This is a genomic window from Pseudomonas poae RE*1-1-14 (assembly GCF_000336465.1).
Taxonomy (GTDB): domain Bacteria; phylum Pseudomonadota; class Gammaproteobacteria; order Pseudomonadales; family Pseudomonadaceae; genus Aquipseudomonas; species Aquipseudomonas poae.
Map to the genome: position 1 here is coordinate 590,437 of NC_020209.1, position 24,107 is coordinate 614,543.

28 protein-coding genes and 1 pseudogene are annotated in these 24,107 nt (G+C 59.8%); 22 read left to right on the forward strand and 7 right to left on the reverse strand.

From position 1 onward, the window contains the following. Window positions 1–133: 133 nt before the first annotated feature. The gene (locus tag H045_RS02655) at window positions 134–766 is read left to right on the forward strand and encodes a response regulator transcription factor (RefSeq protein ID WP_003231407.1); all 633 of its coding nucleotides are present in this window, start codon (window positions 134–136) and stop codon (window positions 764–766) included. 74 nt (window positions 767–840) lie between these two features. Here H045_RS02655 and H045_RS02660 read toward each other — a convergent pair whose 3' ends face one another. From H045_RS02660 to metG, 4 genes and pseudogenes are all read right to left on the reverse strand, one after another. Next, window positions 841–1,023: a PA3496 family putative envelope integrity protein gene (locus H045_RS02660; RefSeq protein WP_003231405.1), complete on the reverse strand. Its 183-nt coding sequence runs from the start codon at window positions 1,021–1,023 to the stop codon at window positions 841–843. Window positions 1,024–1,130: 107 nt separating this feature from the next. Beyond that, window positions 1,131–1,769 carry an endonuclease III gene (nth, locus tag H045_RS02665; protein WP_003231403.1) on the reverse strand — a complete coding sequence of 213 codons (639 nt, stop codon included), beginning with the start codon at window positions 1,767–1,769 and terminating at the stop codon, window positions 1,131–1,133. A gap of 50 nt (window positions 1,770–1,819) precedes the next feature. After that, window positions 1,820–2,575: pseudogene (gene rsxB, locus H045_RS02670) on the reverse strand (electron transport complex subunit RsxB); the annotation flags it as partial. Window positions 2,576–2,616: 41 nt separating this feature from the next. Further along, window positions 2,617–4,668, reverse strand: coding sequence for a methionine--tRNA ligase (gene metG, locus H045_RS02675; protein ID WP_015371352.1), 2,052 nt, complete (start codon window positions 4,666–4,668; stop codon window positions 2,617–2,619). Window positions 4,669–4,839: 171 nt separating this feature from the next. Here metG and apbC point away from each other — a divergent pair, with 171 nt between their 5' ends. After that, complete coding sequence (apbC, locus tag H045_RS02680; RefSeq protein WP_015371353.1) at window positions 4,840–5,934, forward strand: iron-sulfur cluster carrier protein ApbC; 1,095 nt, start codon at window positions 4,840–4,842, stop codon at window positions 5,932–5,934. A gap of 470 nt (window positions 5,935–6,404) precedes the next feature. Here apbC and fdxA read toward each other — a convergent pair whose 3' ends face one another. The 3 genes from fdxA to H045_RS02695 form a co-directional block, all read right to left on the reverse strand. Next, entirely contained in the window at window positions 6,405–6,728 is a 324-nt protein-coding gene (fdxA, locus tag H045_RS02685; RefSeq protein WP_015371354.1) for a ferredoxin FdxA, read from the reverse strand. 142 nt (window positions 6,729–6,870) lie between these two features. Beyond that, complete coding sequence (gene mutS / locus H045_RS02690) at window positions 6,871–9,462, reverse strand: DNA mismatch repair protein MutS (protein ID WP_015371355.1); 2,592 nt, start codon at window positions 9,460–9,462, stop codon at window positions 6,871–6,873. Between the two features lie 178 nt (window positions 9,463–9,640). Further along, the gene (locus H045_RS02695) at window positions 9,641–10,225 is read right to left on the reverse strand and encodes a CGNR zinc finger domain-containing protein (RefSeq protein WP_003231391.1); all 585 of its coding nucleotides are present in this window, start codon (window positions 10,223–10,225) and stop codon (window positions 9,641–9,643) included. A gap of 92 nt (window positions 10,226–10,317) precedes the next feature. On the opposite strand from H045_RS02695, the gene H045_RS02700 reads away from it, so the two are divergent. From H045_RS02700 to H045_RS02780, 20 genes are all read left to right on the forward strand, one after another. Then, the gene (locus H045_RS02700; protein ID WP_015371356.1) at window positions 10,318–11,259 is read left to right on the forward strand and encodes an alpha/beta fold hydrolase; all 942 of its coding nucleotides are present in this window, start codon (window positions 10,318–10,320) and stop codon (window positions 11,257–11,259) included. A 264-nt stretch (window positions 11,260–11,523) separates the two neighbouring features. Continuing rightward, window positions 11,524–12,258 (forward strand): LexA family transcriptional regulator, encoded by a 735-nt coding sequence (locus H045_RS02705; protein WP_003231387.1) that lies wholly within the window; start codon window positions 11,524–11,526, stop codon window positions 12,256–12,258. A 589-nt stretch (window positions 12,259–12,847) separates the two neighbouring features. Beyond that, on the forward strand, window positions 12,848–13,186 hold the full coding sequence (locus tag H045_RS02710) for a phage holin family protein (RefSeq protein ID WP_003231384.1): 339 nt from the start codon (window positions 12,848–12,850) through the stop codon (window positions 13,184–13,186). 22 nt (window positions 13,187–13,208) lie between these two features. Then, window positions 13,209–13,724 carry a hypothetical protein gene (locus tag H045_RS02715; protein WP_015371358.1) on the forward strand — a complete coding sequence of 172 codons (516 nt, stop codon included), beginning with the start codon at window positions 13,209–13,211 and terminating at the stop codon, window positions 13,722–13,724. Between the two features lie 3 nt (window positions 13,725–13,727). Next, window positions 13,728–14,339, forward strand: a complete 612-nt coding sequence (locus H045_RS02720; RefSeq protein ID WP_015371359.1) for a phage baseplate assembly protein V — start codon at window positions 13,728–13,730, stop codon at window positions 14,337–14,339. 9 nt (window positions 14,340–14,348) lie between these two features. After that, the gene (locus H045_RS02725) at window positions 14,349–14,681 is read left to right on the forward strand and encodes a hypothetical protein (RefSeq protein ID WP_015371360.1); all 333 of its coding nucleotides are present in this window, start codon (window positions 14,349–14,351) and stop codon (window positions 14,679–14,681) included. Continuing rightward, complete coding sequence (locus tag H045_RS02730) at window positions 14,678–15,673, forward strand: baseplate J/gp47 family protein (RefSeq protein WP_015371361.1); 996 nt, start codon at window positions 14,678–14,680, stop codon at window positions 15,671–15,673. Before H045_RS02725 ends, H045_RS02730 begins: the two co-directional genes overlap by 4 nt. Further along, window positions 15,670–16,308: a phage tail protein I gene (locus tag H045_RS02735; RefSeq protein ID WP_015371362.1), complete on the forward strand. Its 639-nt coding sequence runs from the start codon at window positions 15,670–15,672 to the stop codon at window positions 16,306–16,308. Before H045_RS02730 ends, H045_RS02735 begins: the two co-directional genes overlap by 4 nt. Then, on the forward strand, window positions 16,305–16,835 hold the full coding sequence (locus tag H045_RS02740) for a hypothetical protein (RefSeq protein WP_015371363.1): 531 nt from the start codon (window positions 16,305–16,307) through the stop codon (window positions 16,833–16,835). Before H045_RS02735 ends, H045_RS02740 begins: the two co-directional genes overlap by 4 nt. A 52-nt stretch (window positions 16,836–16,887) precedes the next feature. After that, window positions 16,888–17,640 carry a hypothetical protein gene (locus H045_RS24285; RefSeq protein ID WP_081602870.1) on the forward strand — a complete coding sequence of 251 codons (753 nt, stop codon included), beginning with the start codon at window positions 16,888–16,890 and terminating at the stop codon, window positions 17,638–17,640. A 9-nt stretch (window positions 17,641–17,649) separates the two neighbouring features. After that, window positions 17,650–17,886, forward strand: coding sequence for a phage tail assembly chaperone (locus tag H045_RS02745; RefSeq protein WP_041931425.1), 237 nt, complete (start codon window positions 17,650–17,652; stop codon window positions 17,884–17,886). An 86-nt stretch (window positions 17,887–17,972) separates the two neighbouring features. After that, the gene (locus H045_RS25165; protein WP_015371364.1) at window positions 17,973–18,146 is read left to right on the forward strand and encodes a hypothetical protein; all 174 of its coding nucleotides are present in this window, start codon (window positions 17,973–17,975) and stop codon (window positions 18,144–18,146) included. A 2-nt stretch (window positions 18,147–18,148) separates the two neighbouring features. After that, window positions 18,149–19,315 (forward strand): phage tail sheath protein, encoded by a 1,167-nt coding sequence (locus H045_RS02750; protein WP_003231370.1) that lies wholly within the window; start codon window positions 18,149–18,151, stop codon window positions 19,313–19,315. After that, entirely contained in the window at window positions 19,315–19,821 is a 507-nt protein-coding gene (locus tag H045_RS02755) for a phage major tail tube protein (RefSeq protein WP_003231369.1), read from the forward strand. The genes H045_RS02750 and H045_RS02755 overlap by 1 nt, the downstream gene beginning before the upstream one ends. A 181-nt stretch (window positions 19,822–20,002) precedes the next feature. Continuing rightward, the gene (locus H045_RS02760) at window positions 20,003–20,575 is read left to right on the forward strand and encodes a phage tail assembly protein (RefSeq protein ID WP_015371365.1); all 573 of its coding nucleotides are present in this window, start codon (window positions 20,003–20,005) and stop codon (window positions 20,573–20,575) included. Then, window positions 20,572–20,697, forward strand: a complete 126-nt coding sequence (locus H045_RS25605; protein ID WP_015371366.1) for a hypothetical protein — start codon at window positions 20,572–20,574, stop codon at window positions 20,695–20,697. The genes H045_RS02760 and H045_RS25605 overlap by 4 nt, the downstream gene beginning before the upstream one ends. 5 nt (window positions 20,698–20,702) lie before the next feature. Further along, window positions 20,703–22,493 (forward strand): hypothetical protein, encoded by a 1,791-nt coding sequence (locus tag H045_RS02765; protein WP_015371367.1) that lies wholly within the window; start codon window positions 20,703–20,705, stop codon window positions 22,491–22,493. Next, window positions 22,493–22,876, forward strand: coding sequence for a phage tail protein (locus H045_RS02770; protein WP_003231366.1), 384 nt, complete (start codon window positions 22,493–22,495; stop codon window positions 22,874–22,876). Before H045_RS02765 ends, H045_RS02770 begins: the two co-directional genes overlap by 1 nt. Next, window positions 22,869–23,081, forward strand: a complete 213-nt coding sequence (locus H045_RS02775; RefSeq protein ID WP_003231365.1) for a tail protein X — start codon at window positions 22,869–22,871, stop codon at window positions 23,079–23,081. The genes H045_RS02770 and H045_RS02775 overlap by 8 nt, the downstream gene beginning before the upstream one ends. A gap of 9 nt (window positions 23,082–23,090) precedes the next feature. Further along, complete coding sequence (locus H045_RS02780) at window positions 23,091–24,101, forward strand: contractile injection system protein, VgrG/Pvc8 family (protein WP_015371368.1); 1,011 nt, start codon at window positions 23,091–23,093, stop codon at window positions 24,099–24,101. Window positions 24,102–24,107: the final 6 nt, after the last annotated feature.

Consider the following 24,107-nt stretch of genomic DNA (forward strand, 5'->3'; position numbering starts at 1 on the left):
AGGCTGATTCCGATATCTTTGTGGCTTGGGTCTCTGCTTGCTGTTGCTCGGGGGGGAACACTATGCCAACTAGGAAACGACTAGGCTATTGTGTTTGCTCTGGATAATTCGAACAGCGAAATTGGACTTTCTTATGAATAAAGTGCTGATCGTGGATGATCATCCCGTGATTCGTCTTGCTGTGCGCATGCTGATGGAACGTCATGGTTATGAGGTCGTTGCAGAGACCGATAACGGTGTCGATGCGTTGCAACTTGCGCGCGAGCATATGCCCGACATTGTGATACTGGATATTGGAATTCCCCAGCTCGACGGGCTGGAAGTTATTTGCCGACTGTCCTCCAGCAAACAGCCATCGCCGTTCAAGGTGCTGGTGCTCACCTCGCAGGCGCCTGGCCATTTCTCCATGCGCTGCATGCAGGCTGGGGCGGCGGGCTACGTGTGCAAGCAGCAGGACCTTACCGAACTGCTGAGTGCCATCAAAGCGGTGCTTTCCGGCTACAGCTACTTCCCGAACCAGGCATTGAACTCGGTGCGCTCCACCATCGGCAACGCCAGTGAGGCGGACATGGTCGAACGCCTGTCCGGGCGCGAAATGATGGTGTTGCAACAATTGGCCCGGGGCAAGACCAACAAGGAAATCGCAGACGGCATGTTCCTCAGCAACAAGACCGTCAGTACCTACAAAACGCGGCTGCTGCTAAAGCTCAACGCGCGCTCACTGGTGGACCTGATCGAACTGGCCCAGCGCAACGGGCTGGTCTGAGGCACGCATTGCCCCCCGCTATACCGGCAGAAAAAAGCCTCCGTAAGGGAGGCTTCTGGCCGTTTCCGGTTGTATCAGAGGTCGAAGTCGTAGTCGGCCAACTGTTTTTGCAAGCGTCGCTCTTCCAGGAGGTTGTCGATGGTGCGGCGTTTGCTCAAATTGGTCTTGGCCACCTCAACCACAGGCGTCTCTGCCACGTCGTCATCCGACTCAACAAGGTCGTCGTCCACTTCCAGTTGTTCTTTGCCAGTGCTCATAAAGTTAACTCCGGGCTAAGACTGCCGTTGGCGCTCCTTATAACGATAATCCACGGGCGGGTAAAAAAGATTTTTTCAATCGTCGAATCGATAAAAGCAATGATTGCTCAATCGTCGGAGGTTTTTTCTTTGTACTCACACAGGTCTTCGATGCGACAGCTGCCGCAACGGGGCTTGCGTGCCTGGCAGACATAGCGACCGTGCAGGATCAGCCAGTGATGAGAATCGAGCAGATACTGCCTGGGCACAAACTTCATCAACTGCTTTTCCACTTCCACCACGTTTTTCCCGCGGGCAATGCCAGTGCGGTTGCTGACCCGAAAAATATGCGTATCCACCGCCATGGTCAGTTGCCGGAACGCGGTGTTCAGTACCACGTTGGCAGTCTTGCGTCCCACGCCGGGCAGGGCCTCCAGGGCCTCGCGGGTTTGTGGCACTTCACCGCCATGCAGCTCCATCAGCATCCGACAGGTCTCAATGACGTTTTTTGCCTTGCTGTTGTACAAGCCAATGGTCTTGATGTATTCGGACAAACCTTCAACACCCAGCGCATGAATCGCTGCCGGCGTGTTCGCGACGGGATACAGCCTGGCCGTGGCCTTGTTGACGCCGACGTCCGTGGACTGCGCCGAGAGAATCACCGCAATCAGCAACTCGAATGGCGATGAGTAGGCCAGTTCGGTCTTGGGTTCCGGGTTGTCTTCGTGAAGCCTGCGGAAAATTTCCAGGCGTTTGGCGGCGTTCATCGGGCGGGTGTTCCTTGCTCGGATCAGCGTGAGGTTGAGGTGGGTTCAAGCAGTGCGGCCAGTACGCGTTCCGCCGCCTCGAATTGCTGCTGCAGGATGATCAGTTGTGACTGCTGTTCAAACGTCGGCGGGTGACCGAACGCCTTAAGGGATTTATGCAGCTGCGCGCGACTCATGGCGACGCCCACTTTGGCTTTCTTGACGGCCGCTTCAGCGGCATCGATCGGTTTGGGGGCGGCCGGGAGTGGCCGCTGGACTCGCGCCAGGCGCTCGGCAATCCTGTGTGTGTCTTCGCGCTTCAGGCGTGCGTTGCGTTGTTCAAAGCGACGCCGCGCTCGGTCGCGCTTGATGCTACGCAGATGGCGTTGATGATCGTTGGCGGCGAGGTCGCCGACAATCGGCAGCGCGGTGGTCAAGGGACGCATTTCAATGCAATCGACCGGGCAGGGCGCAACGCACAGGTCGCAGCCTGTGCACTCATCGATGATCACGCTGTGCATCAGCTTTGCGGCGCCGACAATGGCATCCACCGGGCACGCCTGAATGCACTTGGTACACCCGATGCACTCGGCTTCGCGGATGTAGGCAACCTGTGCAGGTGCCTCGCCACGTGTCGTGTCCAGATCCAGCACTGGCACATTCAGCAGCTGCGCCAGCCCGACGACGGTCTCCTGCCCGCCGGGCGGGCATTTGTTGATCGCCTCGCCCAAGGCGATGCCCTCGGCGTAAGGCTTGCAGCCCGGGTGTCCGCACTTGCCGCATTGGGTCTGCGGTAACAGCGCGTCGATACGTTGAATCAGGCTCATGCGTTGAAACCCGGTTGGTTACGGCTGCTCTACAGTTGCCACTACTTGATGCGCTGACCCGGCTTGGCGCCGCTGTCAGGGCTCAGCAGGTAGATTTCCTCACCGCCAGGACCGGCAGCCATCACCATGCCTTCCGAGATGCCGAACTTCATTTTTCGCGGCTTGAGGTTGGCGATCATCATGGTCAGGCGTCCATCCAGCTTGGACGGGTCCGGGTACGCGCTCTTGATGCCGGAGAACACGTTGCGCTGTTCGCCACCCAGGTCCAGTGTCAGGCGCAGCAGTTTGTCGGCGCCTTCCACGGCTTCGGCCTTGATAATCAGCGCCACACGCAGGTCCACGGCGGCAAAGGTGTCGAAGTCGATTTCCGGCGACAGCGGGTCTTTGGTCAGCTCGCCGTTGCCGGCAGGCGCTGCGGCTCCGGTATCGGTCTGGCTGGCGATGAGGTCTTCCTTCGAGGCGTCGGTCATGGCCTGGACCTTCACCGGATCGATGCGAATCATCAGCGGCTTGAACGCGTTCAACTGATGATTAACAAGCAGTGTGGCGTGATCGTTCCAGGTCAACGGAGCGACGTTGAGGAACGCCTCGGCGTCGGCCGCCAGCAATGGCAGCACCGGCTTGAGGAAGATCACCAACTGGCGGAACAGGTTGACGCCGGTGGCGCAGATCGCCTGCACCTCGGCTTCCTTGCCTTCCTGCTTGTTCAGCGACCACGGCGCCTTGTCGGCGATCCACGCATTGGCGCGGTCGGCCAGGCCCATGATTTCGCGCATGGCGCGGGCGAAGTCGCGGGCTTCATAAGCGTCGGCGATGCCTGGCGCAGCGGCCAGGAAAGCCTCGGTCAGCTCCGGCGCGGCATTGTCTGCCACCATGACACCGGCGTTGCCCTTGTGGATGAACCCGGCGCAGCGGCTGGCGATGTTGACGACTTTGCCTACCAGGTCGGAGTTGACCTTCTGTACGAAGTCTTCCAGGTTCAAGTCGAGGTCGTCGACGCCACGGCCCAGTTTGGAGGCGTAGTAATAGCGCAGGTATTCCGGCGACAGGTGGTCCAGGTAGGTACGCGCCTTGATAAAGGTGCCACGGGATTTGGACATTTTCTGGCCATTTACCGTCAGGTAGCCGTGCACGGCAATGCCGGTCGGCTTGCGGTAGCCCGAGCCTTCGAGCATCGCCGGCCAGAAGAGGGCGTGGAAGTTGACGATGTCCTTGCCGATGAAGTGGTACAACTCGGCGGTGGAATCCTTGGCCCAGAAGGCATCGAAGTCCAGCCCGGGCGTACGGTCGCACAGGTTCTTGAAGCTGGCCATGTAGCCAATTGGCGCGTCCAGCCACACGTAGAAATACTTGCCCGGTTCGCCCGGAATCTCGAAACCGAAATACGGCGCATCGCGGGAAATGTCCCACTGCTGCAGGCCTGCATCCAGCCATTCGGCGATCTTGTTGGCGACGGCATCCTGCAGGGTGCCGCTGCGCGTCCAGGTCTGCAGCATCTGCTGGAAATCCGGGAGCTTGAAGAAGAAGTGTTGCGAGTCCTTGAGCACCGGCGTGGCGCCGGAGATGGCCGACTTCGGATTCTTCAGGTCAGTCGGTGCATAGGTGGCGCCGCACTTCTCGCAGTTGTCACCGTACTGGTCGTCGGTGCCGCATTTGGGGCAGGTGCCCTTGATGAAGCGGTCGGCCAGGAACATTTTCTTTTCCGGGTCGAAATACTGGGTGATCGAGCGCGTATCAATGTGCCCGGCATCACGCAGCCGCGTGTAGATCTGGCTCGACAGCTCACGGTTTTCTTCGGAGTGGGTCGAGTGGAAGTTGTCGAAATCGACCAGGAACTCGGCAAAGTCGGCGCTGTGTTCAGCCTGTACGTTGGCAATCAGTTGTTCCGGGGTGATCCCTTCCTTTTCGGCGCGCAACATGATGGCCGAACCATGGGCGTCGTCCGCGCAGACATAAATGCATTGATTGCCGCGATGCTTCTGGAAGCGCACCCACATATCGGTCTGGATGTACTCAAGCATATGGCCAAGATGGATGGAACCATTGGCATAGGGCAGGGCGCTGGTGACGAGGATCTTGCGTGGCTCGGACATGGGGCTCGGCTACTTGATGAAACGGAGGTCGGCCACTATAAAGCGCCGGGCAATTTATTTCACCCCGTGGCGCCGTTTCAGTGTTTTGTGCGCAGCCGAAAGCATGCCCTGAGCGGCCGGAACGGTTAGGATAGCCGCCTGTTTCAGTCAGTCTTTTTTCGGGAGTTGCCCATGAGCGCCGTCAATCGCGCAGCGGTGGAAGCCGTTCTTCGCCAGTACACCGACCCCTACTTGAACCAGGACCCGGTGAGTGCCGGATGCGTACGCGCCATCGAGGTCCAGGGTGCCCAGGTCACCGTCCAGTTGGAATTGGGCTATGCCGCAGGCCTGTTCAAGCGCGGCTGGGCGCAGATGCTGCAAATGGCCATCGAAGGTTTGGACGGCGTGCGCTCGGCAACGGTCGATATTCAGTGCGTGATTGCAGCGCACAAGGCCCAGGCGCAGATCCCCGGTCTGGCAAACGTCAAGAATGTGATCGCGGTGGCGTCCGGCAAGGGCGGTGTGGGCAAGTCCACCACGGCCGCCAACCTGGCGCTGGCACTGGCGCGCGAGGGGGCTCGAGTGGGCATTCTTGATGCCGATATCTATGGCCCCAGCCAGGGCGTGATGTTCGGCATCGCCGAAGGCACGCGGCCGAAGGTCAAGGACCAGAAATGGTTCGTGCCGATCGAGTCCCTGGGGGTGGAAGTCATGTCCATGGCGTTTCTCACCGACGACAACACGCCGATGGTGTGGCGCGGGCCGATGGTGTCCGGCGCGCTGTTGCAACTGGTCACCCAGACCGCCTGGGGCGACCTGGATTACCTCGTGATCGACATGCCGCCCGGCACCGGCGATATCCAGTTGACCCTGGCGCAGAAAGTCCCGGTGGCCGGCTCGGTCATCGTCACCACGCCCCAAGACCTGGCGCTGCTTGACGCCAGGAAGGGCGTGGAGATGTTCCGCAAGGTCAATATCCCGGTACTGGGTGTGGTGGAAAACATGGCCGTGCACATCTGTTCCAACTGCGGGCATGCCGAGCATCTGTTTGGCGAGGGCGGCGGTGAGAAACTGGCGAGCCAATACGGCGTCGAATTGCTGGCCTCGTTGCCGCTGTCGATGAGCATTCGCGAGCAGGCCGACGGCGGCAAACCCACCGTGGCGGCTGAACCCGATGGCCAGATTGCCATGGTTTATCAGGAGCTGGCGCGCCACGTCGGTGCGCGCATCGTATTGCAGGAAGCGGCAGCGCCGGCGATGCCGACCATTACGGTCAGCGACGACTGAGGGCATGCTTGCGCCTGCAACATTGCGCTTCAAGCCGACCGTTACGCTTTTACGCAATGGCTGATGTAAGCATTGGCTTACTTTTCCGTAAGTGTTTGGTTTTTTAGCTCGACGCGTACGGCTCGAATCGCTGCAGGATCTTTCTATCCTGTTGAAATATAACAATTATTTATGGCGGCGAACGTTCAGGGGGCTGCCAGTGTCTTCGTAGCATCCAGTTGAACATCCCTTGGAACTCTTTAACATCAGCCCTGTGTCCACGGAATGACACGGCCATCAAGGAACGGTGGTTTGAAGGAACGTCGCAGGATGCGATTCATCAGGACGATGAAAAAGGAATACAGGGACAGGGAAGAAATGTGGGCGGGTCATACCGCCCCTTTTTTTCGCCTGCAGAAAAGTGAAATACCTTTCCCTGGAATGCAAAAAAGGCCCGCGAAGGGCCTTTTCTATTGGGGCAGCGGCGCGTTTCAGCGCTCCAGGAATTCGATCTTGCCTGTCTTGCCATCCCACTCGGCCGCGTCCGGCAACGAGTCTTTCTTTTCGGTGATGTTTGGCCAGACTTCCGCCAGCTCGACGTTCAACTGAATGAAGTTTTCCATACCTGCCGGAATTTCATCCTCGGAGAAAATCGCCACGGCCGGGCATTCAGGCTCGCACAGGGCGCAGTCGATGCACTCGTCCGGGTGGATGACCAGGAAGTTCGGGCCTTCGTAGAAGCAGTCCACCGGACACACTTCTACGCAGTCGGTGTACTTGCACTTGATGCAGTTGTCGGTGACGACGAAGGTCATTTCTAATTCTCTCCTCAGGCGGCGGCAGCGAAACCCCTTGTGGCGGGGCTCGCGAGGTTCGGGAGCGATAGTCTGCAGGCCAGGCTAAGAGCCTGCAGCATCCCAAACCGCGCGAGAGTCTACCAGCTTGCAAGCGTCTGCGTTATATCCGAGTCTTCAGTGCATATAACATTTCGAGCGCTTTGCGCGGCGTCAGATCATCCAGGTCCATCTTGGCCAGTTCGTCCAGCACCGGGTGGGGCAGACTGGCGAACATGTCGCTCTGATGCGGCGCAGAGGGCTTTTTGCTGGCTTTGGCGGGGCTGACCACCACGTTTTCGTGGGGCAGCGCCGTGGTTTCCAGGCGACTGAGGTGCTCGCGGGCCCGGGTGATCACGTCGCCCGGCACGCCGGCCAGTTGCGCCACGGCCAGGCCATAACTCTGGCTGGCGGGGCCAGGCAGCACATGGTGCAGGAACACGATGCGCTCATTGTGCTCGGTGGCATTCAGATGCACGTTGGCCACCAACGGCTCGCTTTCCGGCAATACCGTCAGCTCGAAATAGTGGGTGGCAAACAGCGTATACGCCCGCAGGTGCGCCAGACGCTCGGCCGCCGCCCAGGCCAGGGACAGGCCGTCGAAGGTGCTCGTGCCGCGACCCACTTCGTCCATCAGCACCAGGCTGCGCTCGGTGGCGTTATGCAGAATGTTCGCCGTTTCGCTCATTTCCACCATAAAGGTCGAACGGCCACCGGCCAGGTCGTCGCTGGAACCGATTCGCGTGAAAATACGGTCCACCAGGGACAGCTCGCAACTGGCCGCCGGCACAAAGCTGCCGATATGCGCCAGCAATACAATCAACGCGGTCTGACGCATGTAGGTGGATTTACCACCCATGTTGGGACCGGTGATCACCAGCATACGGGTATCGTCGTCCAGCGCCAGATCGTTGGCCACGAATGGCGTGGTCAACACCTGCTCCACCACCGGATGGCGACCCTGCACGATGCGCATGCACGGCTCGCTGACAAAACGCGGGCAGTTCAAATCCAGGTTCAGCGCACGCTCGGCCAGGTTGCTCAGCACATCCAGCTCCGCCAGGGCGGCCGCAGTGTCTTGCAGGGGCGCCAGGCGGCTGATCAGGTCTTCGAGCAGGGCTTCATAAAGCATCTTTTCCCGTGCCAGGGCGCGGCTCTTGGCCGACAGTGCCTTGTCTTCGAATTCCTTGAGCTCAGGCGTGATAAAGCGCTCGGCCCCTTTAAGGGTCTGGCGACGCTGATAGTCGATGGGGGCCGACTCGGCCTGCTTGCTTGGCAACTCGATAAAGTAGCCGTGCACACGGTTGTAGCCGACTTTCAGGTTGGCCAGGCCCGTGCGCGCTTTTTCGCGGGCCTCCAGATCGATCAGGAACTGACCGGCGTTTTCGCTCAAGGATTGCAGCTCGTCCAGCTCGCTGTCGTAGCCGGTCTTGAGTACGCCACCGTCACGGATGATGGCGGGCGGGTTGTCGATGATGGCCTTTTCCAGCAACGCGGCCAGATCCGGGTACGTACCGGCCGTCACCGCCAACTGTTGCAGGTGCGGCGTGTCCAGTTCAGTCATCGCCTCTTGCAACTGCGGCAGCGCGCCCAAGGCGTCACGCAGTCGAGCCAGGTCACGGGGCCGCGCATTACGCAGGCCGATCCGCGCCAGAATGCGCTCGATATCTCCGATTTCCTTGAGTTGCGGCTGCAGCTTTTCGAAGCGATAACCGTCCAGCAGGCAGGTGATGGACGTCTGCCGCGCTTGCAGCACGCCCAAATCCCGCAGCGGACGGTTCAACCAGCGGGTCAGCAAGCGGCTGCCCATGGCGGTCTGGCAACGGTCGACCACCGATTGCAGGGTGTTGTCACGTCCGCCGCTGAGGTTGGTGTCCAGTTCAAGGTTGCGACGGCTGGCGCCATCGAGCACCACGGTATCGTCCAGCCGCTCATGACGCAGGCTGCGCAAGTGCGGCAGGGCAGTGCGCTGGGTTTCTTTGGCGTAGCTGAGCAGACAGCCGGCCGCACCAATGGCGAGGGTCAGGGTTTCACAGCCGAAGCCTTTAAGGTCCTGCACCGAGAATTGCTGGCACAGGCTTTTCAGCGCCGAGTCACGCTCAAAATCCCACGGCGCGCGACGCTTGGTCCCACGGCGCTTTTCCGCTGGCAAGTCTTTGGGCCAATCATCCGGGATCAGCAACTCCACCGGATTGATACGCTCAAGCTCCGCCAGAAGGTTCTCCCAGCCCTTGATCTCCAGCACGCTGAAATTGCCGCTGGTGATATCCAGTACCGAAAGCCCGAACAGACGCTCGTCACCCAGCACCGCAGCGATCAGGTTATCGCGCCGCTCATCCAGCAGCGCCTCATCACTCACCGTGCCCGGCGTAATAATGCGCACTACCTGGCGTTCCACCGGGCCTTTACTGGTGGCCGGATCGCCGATCTGCTCGCAAATCACCACCGACTCGCCCAGCTTGACCAACTTGACCAGATAACCTTCCAACGAATGGTAAGGAATCCCGCACATCGGAATCGACTGCCCCGCCGACTGCCCGCGGGCGGTCAGCGTGATGTCCAGCAGCTTGGCGGCCTTCTTCGCGTCTTCGTAGAAAATCTCGTAGAAGTCGCCCATGCGATAGAACATCAACTGATCAGGGTGCTGGTTTTTCAGGCGCCAGTACTGCTGCATCATTGGGGTGTGGGAAGACAGATCGGAGCTGTTTTTACTCATTGGATAGTAGGCAAATTCGTTGAAAGTGGTGGGGCAAAGGGGCGCTTGGCCCAGCATTTATTGCGATGGGCGCAAGGTTAACACGCGAGGTCGGGGGTTCGCAGGTTGCAAACGGCCAGGTAAAACACAAAAGGAAGACGGCGCACTTGTTCAACTGCGCCGCTCCCTTTTTTGCCGCTTAGTCCGGTTTCTGCCTGGACCGAAATGCCGCCACTTTCATGCGATTGCCGCAGGTCGCCATGCTGCACCAGCGGCGACGGTGGGATTTGCTCAAGTCGTGGAAGAGCAGAATGCAGTCATGCGCCTCGCATTGACGCACGAATTCGAACTTGTCGCCCGTCACCACATTTACCAACGCATCGGCTATCGGCCAGAGCAAGCTTGCCGGGGTGCTGTCCGTTCGGTGAACGGTCAGCCGATATCCCTGCGCCTGGCTCTCCCATTCCAGTCTGTTGACCGGGCGACCCGCCTCAAGCACCTGGTTGATCACGCCAAGATCCACCGCAACGCCATTCATTGCAGCGTTCACCAGCGCCCTTGCCGCGTCACGCAGTTGGCGTGCTTCGGCGAGCAAGCCCTCGAATGCTTGCAGTTCAGCGTTCTGCGGCAACAGCCCAGCCGTTTTGAGCCAATTCATCACGCTTTGATCATCGCTGAGACAGTCATGCAGTTGCTCACCCACGCCGTACTGGCTGTTGATGAAGTCGAGGGCGAGGTTGTCAGCGAGGAAGAGGGCGCCGGAAGCGGTATTGGTCGATGTCATGATGTTCTGTAACTCATAAAATATGTTTGACAGGTTACCAAAATTATACGTAACCTTCAAGCATCAAATATAACGGTTACAAGGAAATCGCTATGACTGCTTCCAAACCCATCGCCGCCGCCGGGCTTGCGGCTTCTTTGCTGGTAGGTGGCGCGCAAGCTGCAGATGCAGAGCGCCAGGTTCACTATCGCTACGAACAAGTGGGTGATGTGAAAGTGTTCTACCGGGAGGCTGGCAACCCCACGGCACCGACGGTGCTGCTGCTTCATGGTTTTGCCGGCTCATCGTTCATGTTCCGCGACCTGATTCCCGAACTCGCCGATCGCTATCACGTGATTGCTCCGGACCTGCCGGCGTTTGGCTTCACCGAAGCGCCTGCGCGGGGCGACTACCCCTACACGTTCAGCCAACTGGCGAAGACCGTCGGCCAGTTCACTGAACAGCTCAAGCTCCAGAAATACACGCTGATGGTTCACGACTACGGCGCGCCGGTGGGATGGCGTCTGGCGGTCGCCCATCCGGAGCGGGTCACGGCGATCATTTCGCAAAACGGCAACGCGTATGAGGAAGGCCTGGGCGACAGCTGGGCGCCTATCCAGAAATACTGGCGTGCACCGACGCAACAGAACCGCGAGGCGCTGTACGACTTCCCGACACCGGCTTCGATCAAGTGGCAATACCTTGAAGGGGTTGCCGACAAGAGCACGGTTTCGCCAGACGCCTACACGCTGGAAGGGCTGCAGATCGTGAAGCCGGGCAATGCGCAGATCCAGCTTGACCTGCTGCTGGATTACGCCTCGAACGTCGCCATGTACCCCGCGTTCCAGGCGTACTTTCGCCAGTACCAGCCGCCACTGCTGGCAGTGTGGGGAAAAAACGATCCGTTCTTCCTGCCGGCCGGGGCGCAGGCGTGGAAGCGCGATCTGCCCAAGGCGGATATTCGCTTTTACGACACCGGGCACTTCGCGCTGGAAACCCACAGCCGGGAAATCATTCCGGTGATTCGTGAGTTTCTGGACGTCAACGTTCGTTAATAGATGTTCATGCCTGGCCAAGGGCAGGAGTGGCGCTCGGTTTGGAAGCAGTATTCACTTCCAGACCAAGCGCAATGAGCGCGCTAAACCGGCGAGGCTGGGAATGGACCTTCTCGGTCTCTGGCCTCGGGTCAAATTAAAGTGGCGATAACCGCTTTCGCACCCGCAGCATTAGCGGACTACAGATCAGGATGCGGCCGTAACGCATAAAATATGCAAATTAGCATTTGCCAAGCCCCCGATCTCCCGGCACTATCTCCCGTTATGCAAAAACGCAACGTTTCAATCGTCCTCAAAGAGCTGCTGGACCGCGACCGGATCTCCCCCACGGAGCTTCATCGGCGCACCGGCGTGCCTCAATCCACCCTGTCCCGGATCCTCAACGGCAAGATCGTGGACCCGTCGGACAAGCACATCTCCCGCATTGCCGAGTACTTTCGCGTCAGCACCGATCAGTTGCGCGGGCGCGCGGCCATAGGTGCTCTGCGAGATGAAGAACGCGACCCGATGCATTCGGAACTCAAGGACATAAGCCTGTGGGACGACGACACCCCCGTGAATGACGACGAGGTGTCGATCCCCTTTCTGCGCGAGGTTGAATTGGCTGCTGGATCAGGAAGATTCGTCATCGAGGAAAGCGAGAAGGCCAGCCTGCGGTTCGGCAAGCGCAGCCTGCGGCATAACGGTGTGCAGTTCGACCAGGCCAAGTGTGTGACGGTGCGCGGCAACAGCATGTTGCCGGTGTTGCGTGATGGCGCAACGGTCGGGGTGAATGCGGGCAAGAGCGGCATTGGCGATATCGTTGATGGCGACCTGTATGCAATCAATCACAACGGGCAATTGCGGGTTAAACAGCTCTATCGCCTGCCTTCCGGGATTCGCCTGCGCAGCTTCAACCGCGATGAGCACCCGGACGAGGACTACAGCTTCCAGGATATTCAGGACGAGCAGATCAGCATCCTCGGCCATGTTTTCTGGTGGGGCATGTACGCTCGCTAACCTTGCTCTGTAAGAAAAAACCTGCCAGCGAGCAGGTTTTTTTTCGCCTGCAAAACGCCTCAATCCCCACGCCTGCCTGCGTGAAAATGCATTCGTGCATTTAACCGCGAAAAATAAATGCATTTACGCATTGACTGTATATGCATGCATGCATATTCTTCATCTCAAGCCAGCCAACAAGGTCTGGTGGAGGCAGCAAGGATGCTGCCAGGGAAGACAAGGAAGGCACGCAACATCGGCAAGGATGCCATCGACGCGATGGCAGGGATGCCAGGCAACACCGGCAAGGATGCCGACGCTCTTTAGTGGTACCGCTTCAAAAACAGGCAGCGATGAACCGGCCTTAACGGTTCAGAGGGTTGGCAACTGACCCGGGTGTGCAGCGTAAAGCACCAGAAGCAGTTATCCGGCAGACAGGGATCGTGGTCGGAAAAACATTGAGGAAAGGACCGTACCGCGCCAGTAGCGCCGAAAGTCCGCGGACAGCATTACTGAAAAGCCCGGGCGACCGGGCTTTTTGGAATGCCTACCTATCGAATTATTTGCAAATGAAAAACGGACTATTCAGTGCTCAGCCAGGAGGCGTGACATGACAAACGAACAACAGGCGTTAGCGGAAATGCCTATCTGGCTGGTCATCATATTGGCGGTGATCGGCGGCGTGTCCGGCGAAATGTGGCGTGCCGACAAGGAAGGCGCCCGCGGCTGGTCGCTGATTCGGCGCCTGGCGCTGCGCTCCGGGGCCTGCATGGTCTGCGGCGTTTCAGCCTTGATGCTGTGTTACGCCGCCGGCATGTCGATCTGGACGGCCGGCGCCATCGGATGCCTGACCGCCATGGCCGGCGCCGACGCAGCCATCGGGCTCTACGAGCGCTGGGCGGCCAAACGTATCGGGATCAACGAAGGCCCGCGCCAGGATCCGCGTTAATTGCTGCAAGGAAGCCACTGACATGATGCTCATCGAAAAACCCTCCCAATTGCCGCAAGCCATCGGCCAGGCGCTGCACGCTGCCTTCCCCGACCTGAAGATCGGCAGCCATCAGGACTTTCAGGGCGGCGGCGTAAACACCGGCGTGCTGGTCACGGTCGAGGGCAACGGCCCCGGCGTTCGCTCGCCAGAAGGGCGCAAGGCACACGCGCTGACCATTTCGCTCAAGGCCATGGTTGCACCGGGTGCCTTGCCGTTCGACGCCTGCGACCTGGCCAGTCAACTGATGGACCTGGTGCTGGACAACCGCTGGAACCTGCCCCAGGCACAGTGCGATTTGCCGACGAATATCGTTGCCGCTCCTGCTTCGCGGGCTGCGGCAGAAACGGACTACGACACCTGGGCTGTTTCCTTCACCCAAACCCTCTACATCGGGCCGGTGTTGCTCAACGACCCTACAGGCCAACCTCTGTTTGCCCGCACTTGGGAAGTCATGAACATCAATGACCCTGACCAATACAAGCCACTGGCGGAGTAATTTATGTTCGACGCGCTCTTACGCATGCAACTGGGGCCGATTGTCGAGCGCCTGGCAGAAATGGAAAGCCAGCTCGAAGACCTGTATCGACGCGCCGAGAGCTTTTGCCGAATCGGTGTTTGCCAGCAGGTCGACGCCGCCGCCAATACCTGCAAGGTCAGCCATGGCGATCTGCTCACGCCGGCGATCCGTTTTTTCAATCCCAGCGCTGGTGCGCAAACCGAAACGCGCATTCCATCGGTGGGTGAGCAGTGCCTGTTGCTCAACTATGGCGGTGGCGAAGGCGGCGCGCAGTCGGTGGCCTTGTTTGGGCTCAACAGCAGCCTGTTTCCGCCGGTCTCCAGCGTTGCGTCGTTAACCCGGCGCCGTCATCAGGACGGTACGCAGAGCGACTACGACGACGCCAGCCACACATTCAACTGGGTCAACGGCCCGACCACGTTTAGCGGCTCGCGCGAGCAGATCGAGGCCAGGGTCGGCGCCAGCGGCCTGATCCTCAACGCCCAGGGCATCACCCTGCAAATCGGCGGCACCGCGTTGTTGCTCGACGCCGGCGGCGCCCATTTCAGCGGCCCGGTGGTTGACCACCAAGGGCGTCTCATCAGCCCCCGATAAGGACATCCCATGATCGGTATCGACCGAAACAGCGGGGCAGCCGTCGATGACTGGCTGCAATTCGTGCAGCGCGCCACCCGAGCGCTCACCACTCCTCTGGGCACTCGCCAGAAGCGTCCGTTGTACGGCTCGCGGGTCCCGCAACTGCTGGGCCAGAACCTTGGCGATGATCTGCTGATTCTTGCGCAGAGCCACGCCGCCCAGGCGTTCTACAACGCGCAGAACGGCATCGGCGACTTTCAACCCCAGGTCATCGTCGCCACTCGCCAGGGGGCCGGCTTGTTGCTGCGGTTCTCCGGCACTTGGAAAAACCGCCAACAAACCTTCGAGGTCGTGACATGAGCATGTTGATCCCCGGCCAGAACCAGCTGGCGGAACCGGCCATCATTGCGGTGGACGAGTTCGAACCCTTGCTGGCCGAATTCAAGGCGTTCGTGGTGGACTACGTTGCCACCCGCGCGCCGCAAAGCGCGGCCAAACTCAAGGTCAGCCTCGACAACGAAAGCGAACTGCTGACCCTGGCCCTGGAAGCCTTTTGCGTGCGTCTGCAAACCCATGAGCGCCAATACAACGCCCGCATCAAGCAGATGCTGGCGTGGTGGGCCACCGGCAGCAATCTGGATGCGCGCCTGGCCGATATGGGCCTGGAGCGCCAGGTGCTGGACCCCGGCGACTCCGCCGCATTCCCGCCGGTGCCGCCGACCCTGGAAAGCGACGAGGATGCCCGGTTGCGCTACTACCTCGCTCCCCACGCCCCGGCTGCCGGCTCGCGCATGCAGTACCGCCGCGAAGTGTTCACCCTCGGCGAACGGCCGGCGGTGAATGTGCAGAGCGCGACGCCGGGCGTGGTCACGGTCACGTATACCTTCGACCCGGACGGTTATGCGGTGCGGGTCAAGGATGGCAATGGGCGACGAACCGCACCTGGCGAGGTCATGGTCACCGTCCTGGCGCGGGAGGGCGATGGCACGCCGTCTGCCGACTTGCTGGACGGCGTGCGACGACATTTCGCACGGCCGGATGTCCGTCCGGAAACCGACCTGGTCAGTGTGCAAGGCGCACACATCCTGCCGTACAAAATCCGCGTGGTCGCCAAGATCAATGCCGGACCGGATTCCGGACTCACCCAGGTCGCCGCGCAAAAACTGCTGCAGGCATACGCCGAGTCCTGCCATCGCCTGGAAGGGCGGGTGGACCCGAGCTGGATCGACTATGCCATTCACAGTGCTGGCGCGGCGCAATTGCAGATCCTTGAACCGCTGGAGCCGATTGTCAGCTCGGCGTTCGAGGCTCCGTACTGCACGGGTGTCGAGGTGGAGGTGCGCACGCTATGAGTGACCTCAACGCGAGTTTGTTGCCGGCCAACAGTTCACCGCTGGAAAAGGCGCTGGATTTGGGTTTTGGGGTATTGCTCGACCGGGTCATGCCCCCGTTTCCGGCGCTGATGAACCCGCTGCACACCCCGAGCGAATTTCTTCCTTATCTGGCTGCCGATCGCGGTGTCAGCGAATGGGATGCCGACGCCAGCGAGTCTGAAAAGCGACTCACCGTGGCTCTGTCCTGGCAGATCCAGCGTCAGGCCGGCACCCCCAAGGCGCTGAGCCATGCGGTGGAGTCACTGGGTTTTACCCCCGACATCAGGGCCTGGTATCAGCAGCGACCAAGCGGCACGCCGTATACCTTCGATGTGCAGGCGATCATTGGGCGCAGTTGGTCCAGTGGCGATCACAATCGGCTGATCCGCCGCATCAACGCCGCGAAAAGCGAGCGGGACCAGGCCACGATCACCCTTGTTCACGAGACCGAAGGTCAGCTTGCGCTCACGCAAGTTCTCGATGCTCCGTTAAGCGACGGAGAGTTGTATCTGGACGGCGCGTTGCCGGAGTGGGCGCTGACTGCCCGGCTTAACAGTACCGGGGTGACCCGGCACTACACCATTAACGACTATGACCTCAGGGCGCAGCCATGACAGATGACATCACGCGCCTGGTGCGCTTCACCTCCAAGGGATTGGATGAAGTGCTGCAGGCAAAGAACCAGGGCTTGAAAGGCGAAATCACCCACATCGGCGCCGGCACCGGCCGCTACTCCCCTGACGGCACTGAAGTTGCCTTGCGCGATGAGCGACAGCGGGTTGCCATTGTGGATTACGAAGACCTGGGCGAGCACCAACTCAGGATGGCCGCGCTGTTTGACGGCGATGGCGAGTATGAAATTGGCGAGTTCGGATTTTATCTCGCCAGTGGAACCTTGCTGGCGGTGTATTCCGTGGCTGGGAAATTGCTGACGTATAAAGCGGCGGCGGCGCGAGTGCTGCAGAAGTTTACGTTGGATGTTTCGCCGTTGCCGACGGACAGCGTGACGATTGTGGTGGGGAATGAGAATTTGAATGTGCTATTGACTGATGAGATTGCGGCCTTGTCGGCCGCGAGTATAGACAATATGGCACGCGGCGTAGGGGTTCTATTTCGAGTAATGGAAGTCGAAAAAAAATAAAGCGTTTTTATTGATTTTAAATGACGCTTTCTAAGCGTTTAGGAGCATTAATTTGAGTACTGAGCAGCAACTTTCTGCCGTCGTTAGCGCGGCAAATAACTTGACTAAAGTTGTTACCGGAAAAGTCGGGGAAATTGATAAGGCGATAGCGGATGCCCGCTTGGCGTATGACGCTCAATTGGCAGAGTTGAAAAATAGACTCCCAAGATTAGCGGTCAGTAAGAATTTTAATCTTTCACCCAATGCTGACGGAACACTAATTGAAAATTGGGGGATTCATGCTGAAGTGACGCCCACTAAACTGCGAGCAATAACCCCTGTGTCACAAGCGGCCGGACGCCCCCAAACTGATGTGGATTTCTTGCTTCAGGTGCAGGCAGATGTGCGTGAGAAATATCCAAATTTTGACATCAGGGCGAGCGACTATTGGCGTACGTTTGTATATCTGTGGCAAATGAAGTGGTCGGTGTCAGGAGTTAGTCCTTGGCTCGCGTTCCCTTACACGGTAGATATGGCGCTCGCGAATGGCTCTGGTGCAGTACCGCAGAACTCCTACCTGACCGTAGGCGCATTCGTGCGTCTTTTGGAAGGTAGCGTTTCTGGAGCATGGAGCAATGGCGTTGAAAAGGGCAAGTGGCGTTGGTGTTCCAGTGTTATTTCTCCTACAGAATTGTTTGGAACTTATTACCATCTGCACCCGATGCGCACCTCATCAACTGGCGTTGTTGAGGTAATGCTGGCAGGGGCTTGCACAGGTGTTGTAACCAACCCAGGTGATTGGGGAACGATGTTGGCTCTAGGCTGAGGAGAGAATATGAAACCACTATTTATACCTGCTGAACTTCATCCGATTATCAAGTGGGAAATGGTTCGTAACGCAAGGGATCAAGACTTGTCGGCGAGTGATTATGCAGCAATGCCAGACTATCCGATGCTAGACACCCATAAACTTATATTCGCTGAGTATCGTCAGAAACTGCGTGATATTCCAGATCAGGGAGAAGATCCAGACGCAGTTCTCTGGCCATCCAAACCCGATTTCCTGAAATAACTGATAACCGCGAAAGCGGTTTTTTTTCGCCTCCCCAAAGCCCCTCCCACAGGGGCTTTGGCGTTTATCACCTGGAGAGTTACACCATGCCCACCCGCCAAACCTACACCGTCCTCATCCCATTCCCCATCGGAGGGGGCCACTGGTCCACCGCCGGCGAGGAGCTGGAACTGCTCGACGTCGAAGCATCCGCCCTGCGCACCGCCGGCCGTCTGGAACTGACCAGCGCCCTCAACTCCACCCCCAAGAAGGCTGACTAATCATGGCTGAGGTTTTGAACTTCGAGCACAACGGCATCACCGTCAACGCCACCGAATCCCCCGAGGCCATGGGTGGCCTGGGCGATAACGTGATCGGCCTGGTCGGCACCGCGCCGAACGCCCATGCGTCGATTCCAAAAAACGCGCCGTTCCGTATCAACAGCTTCACCACCCAGGCGCTGCTGGACCCCACCGGTACTGAATCGGGCACGCTGTTTCAAGCGGTGTACCAGATCCTCAAAGTGGTGAAGGTGCCGGTTTACGTGGTAATCGTGGAGGAGGGCGCCACCCCGGCCGATACAATCAACAATGTGATCGGCGGCAACGACCCGGTCACCGGTCGCAAACTGGGCCTGGCGGCCCTGAGCAGCGTCCCTGAAGACCTGACCATCATCGGCGCTCCAGGTTTTACTGGCACCAAAGCCGTAGCCGGTGAGTTTGCCTCCTTCGGCAAGCGCATCAAGGCCCGTGTGGTACTGGATGGCAAGGACGCTTCGGTGGCCGACCAAGTGACCTACAGCGGCGAGTTGGGCGGTGCAGACTTGGGCTTCGACCGCTGCCTGCTGGTGCACAACATGCCGTCTGTGTACTCCAAGGCGGCGAAGAAAAACGTGTTCCTGTCGCCGTCCTCCCTGGCCATCGCCGCACTGGCCAAGGTCAAACAGTGGGAAAGTCCAGGCAATCAGGTGACCTTCGCCGAAGACGTTTCCCGCGTGGTCGAGTACAACATCCTCGACACCTCCACCGAGGGCGACCTGCTCAATCGCTATGGCGTGAGCTACTACGCCCGCACCATCCTCGGCGGCTTCTCGCTGCTGGGTAACCGTTCCCTCACCGGCAAGTTCATCAGCTACGTCGGCCTGGAAGATGCCATCAGCCGCAAGCTGGTCAAAGCCGGGCAGAAGGCCATGGCCAAGAACCTCACCAAGTCCTTCATGGACCAGGAGGTCAAGCGCATCAACGACTGGCTGCAAACCCTGGTCGCCGACGAAACCATCCCCGGCGGCAGCGTGTACCTGCACCCGGAATTGAACAGCGTCGAGAAGTACAAGAACGGCACCTGGTTCATCGTCATCGACTACGGCCGCTACGCGCCGAACGAACACATGGTTTATCAACTCAACGCCCGCGATGAAATCATCGAGCAGTTCCTGGAGGACGTTCTCTAATGTTTACCAACCGAGTCAGACAGGCCATTGCGGCCACCCTTCAAGGCCTGCCGTTGTCCGCGACCGTTGAGGAATTCACCCCGCCGAAGATCGAATTCGAGATGGAAGCCATGTCCGGTGGCCGCTTCATTGCCGAGGAAATGGCCAAGAGCGGCAAGGTGCTGGGCGCCACACTGGTGCTGCAAGGTGCCGGCCCCGAAATCATGCTGGCCCTGGGCGTACGCACGGGTGACGACATCCTGCTGAACGTGCGTGAAGCCGGCCAGGATCAGGACGGCAAGACCTATTTCACCTACCACACCGTCGGCGGCAAGCTCAAATCCCTGTCGGAAGCCAAATTGAAAATGGGCGACAAGGCCACGACTACGCTGGAGCTGTCCTGCCGCACCTACAACCGTCTGGATAACGGCATTTCGGTGATCGATATCGACGTGCGCACCCAGAAGTTCGTGCTCAATGGCGTCGATATTCTGGGCGATGCGCGCCGCGCGGTGCTGATGCCTTAAGCACGCCGGCAACCTGAAGCACGCACGGTCCATGTGGGAGCTGGCTTGCCTGCGATGGCATCACCTCGGTTCAACAGATACCCCGAGTCGCCTGCATCGCGGGCAAGCCCGGCTCCCACATTGACCGCGCCCGGCTTCACGGTTGCGGTGCTTTTATCCCACCTTCATCAAGGAATAACCCATGGCCTGGATGCCGCCGCTGCACCACCTGCTGTCTCCGATCACTGCCGACACCGGCGCTGTGATCGAGCAGGTGCAACTCAAACCGCTGTTCTACGCCGCGCAGAAAGATGCGCTGGCCCGGGCCGGTGATGACGAGGACGACCAGTTTTTCGAACTGGCGAAACTCGCCACTGGCCTGTCGGAAAAAGAGCTCGACCAACTCAAACGCCCGGACTACGTGAGCATCGCGCAATACGTGCATGAAATGTCGACTCGCCCGGCATCGTTCTTCCTGCAAGCGCAAGAAGAAAACCGCCATGACCAGCCCGTCCAGTTGCTGCTGCCCCTCAATGCCGCTGGCCGCACGCTGACCGAACTCCCACTGGAAATGCCCGCCCTGCGTGCCACCAAGGTGATGAAAAAACTCGCCACCAACAAAGAGCGCGCCGAGTTCATCACCGCTCACTGCACCGGCCTGATGATCCCTGACCTGGGCGACTTGACCGTGCCCGACTGGACGCAATTGCAAGAGCGCATCGACGATTTTTTAAATCAACCGGCGGACTTCTTTCGCAGCGCGACATCGAAGTGATCCTTGATGTGGTACCGCTGGTTTACTCGGTCAATGAAGCGGACATCCTCGATTGGGATGCTGCAAAAGCGTTGCGCCGCTACGACATAGCGATCACTCGCCTTGGCGTCAAACAGGAGTAAGCGGGATGCAGAATACCTATTCGCTCGCCTATGCCGTGGCCAGGGATGGCCAGGGCGTTTTCGGTCGCGCAGAGGGCGCCAATGATGCCGATATTGCCAGTCCGGGCGCCCTGTCAGCTGACCGTTCAGGCCAACTGGCGGGCTTGCCTGCGCTGTCCGAAACAGTGGCTGCGCTGACCAACGCGAATCTGAAGCTTGATGAACTGGCGCAGTCGCTGGGCACCTTGCGCGAGGGTGTGGACTCGCTCGACACCGTCTTGTCATCGTTGAGAACCCTTGATCGGCAGCCTGTGCGCAGGGATGAGCGGACAGAATCAACAACGCTGTCTGAGTCCACTTCGAGCACGTCTGTGGATCAGCGGCAAACTCGCGAGGCCCTGATGCTGGGCAGCGCGCAGATCATCGATCTGGCCAGTGCGCTGCAGCAGTCGGGTAGCCACCTGACGCTTGATAAAACAGCCCGCTCGGAACAGTCGATCAGCGTGCTGCGTGAATCGTCCACTGACAGTGAAAAGCGCTTTTCCACGACCCTGGATGCCGCACCGGTGTGGGGCGAAGCGCTGTGGTTGAAGGCCAGGACCGGGCTGACAGAGAGCGCCAATGGCGCCGTTGAAGGTTCGCCGGCTTTGGCCAGTGCGGTCAAAACGGCGCAGGCCGTGGTGTCGACCACGGTGACGCCGATGATTTCCGAAGTCCTTTCAGGCTTGGGAGAAACGATTAAAAGCCGGGTTGCAGGCAATGTGGTCGATGCCACCCTCGGCAAGCTCCCCGGCATTGGCAAGCTGTTCAAGGACGGCGGTTTTGATGGCGAAAAGGGCAAGGACGCGCACTGTTGCTGCGCCGGTCCATTGTCCCTTGGTGCTCCGGGTGCGTTGGGCGGATCTGCGGCGCAGATGCCCGAGAGTGTTGGCGATACGGTACGCAAGAAAGACAAAACCAGACCCGCCGCGAACAAGAAGCGGCGCGTCGGGCTTCCCAGGCCGGGCCAACCGGTTGCGCGCCAGCCCCTTGCAGCCGGCCCACGGCAATCGGTGCAACGCCAACCCCGGACATCCGGCTCCCAGCAATCCGCGCAGCTCCAACCATTGCGTCCAGCGCCGGTGATCAGGCCTGGCCCTGCACTCAGTGCAATGAGCCAACCGCCAGTGCCGTTCGACGCGGCCCGTGTGACCCCGCCGTCGCCCCAGGTTCCCGGCAACGCGTTTGCCGCCCCTGTTGTGCCGGCATCCCTCCGGCCGTTGGCTCGCAGCAGCGAAAAGGGCCTGACGGCAGGTCTGTCCGGCACGTTGGCCAAGCTGGAGTCCGGCGTTGCCCGGCGCCTGGGCCCATTGAAGTATGTCGACACGGCCATCGATGTGGTGCAGGGCGTACGCAATGGTGACGTCAATGCCGTCGGCGCCGGCTTGAGCACTGCCGGTGGCGCCTGGGCCGGTGCGTCGGCTGGCGCCGCGCTCGGCACGCTGGTCTTCCCGGGTGTCGGTACCGCCATCGGCGGGGCCATTGGCGGCTTGCTCGGCAGTGAAGCGGGCGCCTGGCTCGGGGACAAAGTGTTTGGCTCAAGCGACCGTCTGCCCGCGCCCGCTGCACTGAGCAAGGAACTCACCCGCGCCAGCTCGGATAACGTCCAGGTCACGATTTCACCGAGCATCCAGATCACCGGCGTGAACCCGGCGGATGCCCAGCAGGTGGTCAATCAGGTGATCCAGGCTTTGCAGTTCCAATGCCTGCCGATGGTGACCGACACCTTGGGCATCCGACGTAACGCGGCACTGGCCGATCCATCAGGAGGTGATTGATGCGACAACAAATGGTGCTCGGCGACTTTATTTTCGGCCTGTCCCGAGGGTTCGCCTATTCCACGCTGTCCCGCGCCAGCGACGGCGGCTGGCAGGACCTGGCGATTATCGCCAGCAAGCCGCAGTCGCGACAGAACGGCCAAAAGCTGGAAAAGCTGACCTTCGGCGGTACCGCAATGTACGCCGTGGGCATGCAGCGCCTCGACGAACTGCGCGCCTTGCAGAACGCCCGTGCGCCGCTGCCGCTGGTCGACGGTATCGGCCGTAATTGGGGCCTGTGGCGGATCAATTCGGTGACGGAAGCCCAAAGCAACGTGATCGATGACGGCACCGCCATGGTCATGACCTGGACCCTTGAACTGGAGGAATTCGTCAATGCGTAGAGTGCGAAGCATCGCCGGCGATTCGGTCAACCTGCTGCTCTACCGAGAGCTGGGCCGTTGCGACGATAGCGCGGAGGAAACGCTTTGGCGTCTGAACCCCGAGCTTGCCGAGTACGGCCCGGTGCTGCCGGCAGGCGTGTGGGTCATTGTGCCCGAGCTGACGTCGCGGCCTGCTGCCGTGCGTCCCGTTTTGGCCTGGGATTAAGGAGGCGGCATGGCACAGGGATTTACTCCCAGCGTGGAGTTTTACGGCGCGAATGCGGCGCTGCTCAATCAACGCTTGATGCATTGGAGTCATACTGATGCGGCGGGCATTGAAGCCGATCGGCTGGAACTGACCCTCAATATCGAGGGCTTGGAAGGCCTGCCCAGTCTGAGTGGCAAGATCGGCCTGCGGGTCGGTTATGAGGAGACCGGACTGGTGGAAAAAGGTGAGTTCGTGGTTACCCAAAGAACGCCAGTGCTGTTTCCCATGCGCTTGATGATCGTCGCCACTGCGGCACCCTTCAGCGTGCAGGACGCCAGTGGCTATCGCCAGCGCCGCTCCGCGAGTTACGGGCCGACTACCCTGGGCGCATTGTTTCGCCAACTGGTCAGTCGTCACGGGTACTCACCGCGTGTGGCGCCCGAGCTGGACGGGATCGCGATTGCGCACATTGACCAATCCAACGAAAGCGACATGGCATTCATCACCCGTTTGGCCAAGCGCTATCGTGCGGTGACCAAGCCGATCAACGAGCTGTATGTGCTGGCTGAAGCTGGGCGAGTCAAGTCGCTTTCCGGTCAGCTGTTGCCGGACGTCACGTTGTCGGTGACCCGCGACAATCGACCCGGTGAGCCGGCCTTCATCACCGCCACGCTCGACGAAAAATCGCGCTCGAAGTACATGGGCAGTCGTGTTGCCTGGTGGGATGCCGCAGCGGGCAAGCAACGTGTGGCTCAGGTTGGTGTGGCGCCATTCAAGACCCTGCGCCAGCGCTATCAGAACCAGGCCGAAGCGCAGTCCGTTGCTGAGGCGGAACTGCGCCGTGTCGGTCGTGAGGGCCTGACCTTGATGATCGATTGTCCGGGTAACCCGCTGCTGGCTGCCGAAGGGCTGTTGCTGTTGGATGAGTCCTGGCCGTCCTACATGCAGGGACGCTGGTCCATCAACAAGGTGACGCACGTGGGGGACCCGGCCACGGGGTATCGCAGTTCCATCATTGCAGGCGGTTTGTCGACATAGGCTTTT

Excerpts from the sequence above, each read along its gene's own strand:
- fdxA (WP_015371354.1), bottom strand. The coding sequence starts at position 6,728 with ATGACCTTCGTCGTCACCGACAACTGCATCAAGTGCAAGTACACCGAC.
- H045_RS02700 (WP_015371356.1), top strand. The coding sequence starts at position 10,318 with ATGACTGCTTCCAAACCCATCGCCGCCGCCGGGCTTGCGGCTTCTTTG.
- apbC (WP_015371353.1), top strand. The coding sequence starts at position 4,840 with ATGAGCGCCGTCAATCGCGCAGCGGTGGAAGCCGTTCTTCGCCAGTAC.
- mutS (WP_015371355.1), bottom strand. The coding sequence starts at position 9,462 with ATGAGTAAAAACAGCTCCGATCTGTCTTCCCACACCCCAATGATGCAG.
- H045_RS02710 (WP_003231384.1), top strand. The coding sequence starts at position 12,848 with ATGACAAACGAACAACAGGCGTTAGCGGAAATGCCTATCTGGCTGGTC.
- H045_RS02655 (WP_003231407.1), top strand. The coding sequence starts at position 134 with ATGAATAAAGTGCTGATCGTGGATGATCATCCCGTGATTCGTCTTGCT.
- H045_RS02740 (WP_015371363.1), top strand. The coding sequence starts at position 16,305 with ATGACAGATGACATCACGCGCCTGGTGCGCTTCACCTCCAAGGGATTG.
- H045_RS02720 (WP_015371359.1), top strand. The coding sequence starts at position 13,728 with ATGTTCGACGCGCTCTTACGCATGCAACTGGGGCCGATTGTCGAGCGC.
- H045_RS02695 (WP_003231391.1), bottom strand. The coding sequence starts at position 10,225 with ATGACATCGACCAATACCGCTTCCGGCGCCCTCTTCCTCGCTGACAAC.
- H045_RS02745 (WP_041931425.1), top strand. The coding sequence starts at position 17,650 with ATGAAACCACTATTTATACCTGCTGAACTTCATCCGATTATCAAGTGG.
- H045_RS02765 (WP_015371367.1), top strand. The coding sequence starts at position 20,703 with ATGCAGAATACCTATTCGCTCGCCTATGCCGTGGCCAGGGATGGCCAG.
- metG (WP_015371352.1), bottom strand. The coding sequence starts at position 4,668 with ATGTCCGAGCCACGCAAGATCCTCGTCACCAGCGCCCTGCCCTATGCC.
- H045_RS25165 (WP_015371364.1), top strand. The coding sequence starts at position 17,973 with ATGCCCACCCGCCAAACCTACACCGTCCTCATCCCATTCCCCATCGGA.
- nth (WP_003231403.1), bottom strand. The coding sequence starts at position 1,769 with ATGAACGCCGCCAAACGCCTGGAAATTTTCCGCAGGCTTCACGAAGAC.
- H045_RS02660 (WP_003231405.1), bottom strand. The coding sequence starts at position 1,023 with ATGAGCACTGGCAAAGAACAACTGGAAGTGGACGACGACCTTGTTGAG.
- H045_RS02775 (WP_003231365.1), top strand. The coding sequence starts at position 22,869 with ATGCGTAGAGTGCGAAGCATCGCCGGCGATTCGGTCAACCTGCTGCTC.
- H045_RS02770 (WP_003231366.1), top strand. The coding sequence starts at position 22,493 with ATGCGACAACAAATGGTGCTCGGCGACTTTATTTTCGGCCTGTCCCGA.
- H045_RS02755 (WP_003231369.1), top strand. The coding sequence starts at position 19,315 with ATGTTTACCAACCGAGTCAGACAGGCCATTGCGGCCACCCTTCAAGGC.
- H045_RS02730 (WP_015371361.1), top strand. The coding sequence starts at position 14,678 with ATGAGCATGTTGATCCCCGGCCAGAACCAGCTGGCGGAACCGGCCATC.
- H045_RS02725 (WP_015371360.1), top strand. The coding sequence starts at position 14,349 with ATGATCGGTATCGACCGAAACAGCGGGGCAGCCGTCGATGACTGGCTG.
- H045_RS02750 (WP_003231370.1), top strand. The coding sequence starts at position 18,149 with ATGGCTGAGGTTTTGAACTTCGAGCACAACGGCATCACCGTCAACGCC.
- H045_RS02735 (WP_015371362.1), top strand. The coding sequence starts at position 15,670 with ATGAGTGACCTCAACGCGAGTTTGTTGCCGGCCAACAGTTCACCGCTG.
- H045_RS02705 (WP_003231387.1), top strand. The coding sequence starts at position 11,524 with ATGCAAAAACGCAACGTTTCAATCGTCCTCAAAGAGCTGCTGGACCGC.
- H045_RS02780 (WP_015371368.1), top strand. The coding sequence starts at position 23,091 with ATGGCACAGGGATTTACTCCCAGCGTGGAGTTTTACGGCGCGAATGCG.
- H045_RS02760 (WP_015371365.1), top strand. The coding sequence starts at position 20,003 with ATGGCCTGGATGCCGCCGCTGCACCACCTGCTGTCTCCGATCACTGCC.
- H045_RS02715 (WP_015371358.1), top strand. The coding sequence starts at position 13,209 with ATGATGCTCATCGAAAAACCCTCCCAATTGCCGCAAGCCATCGGCCAG.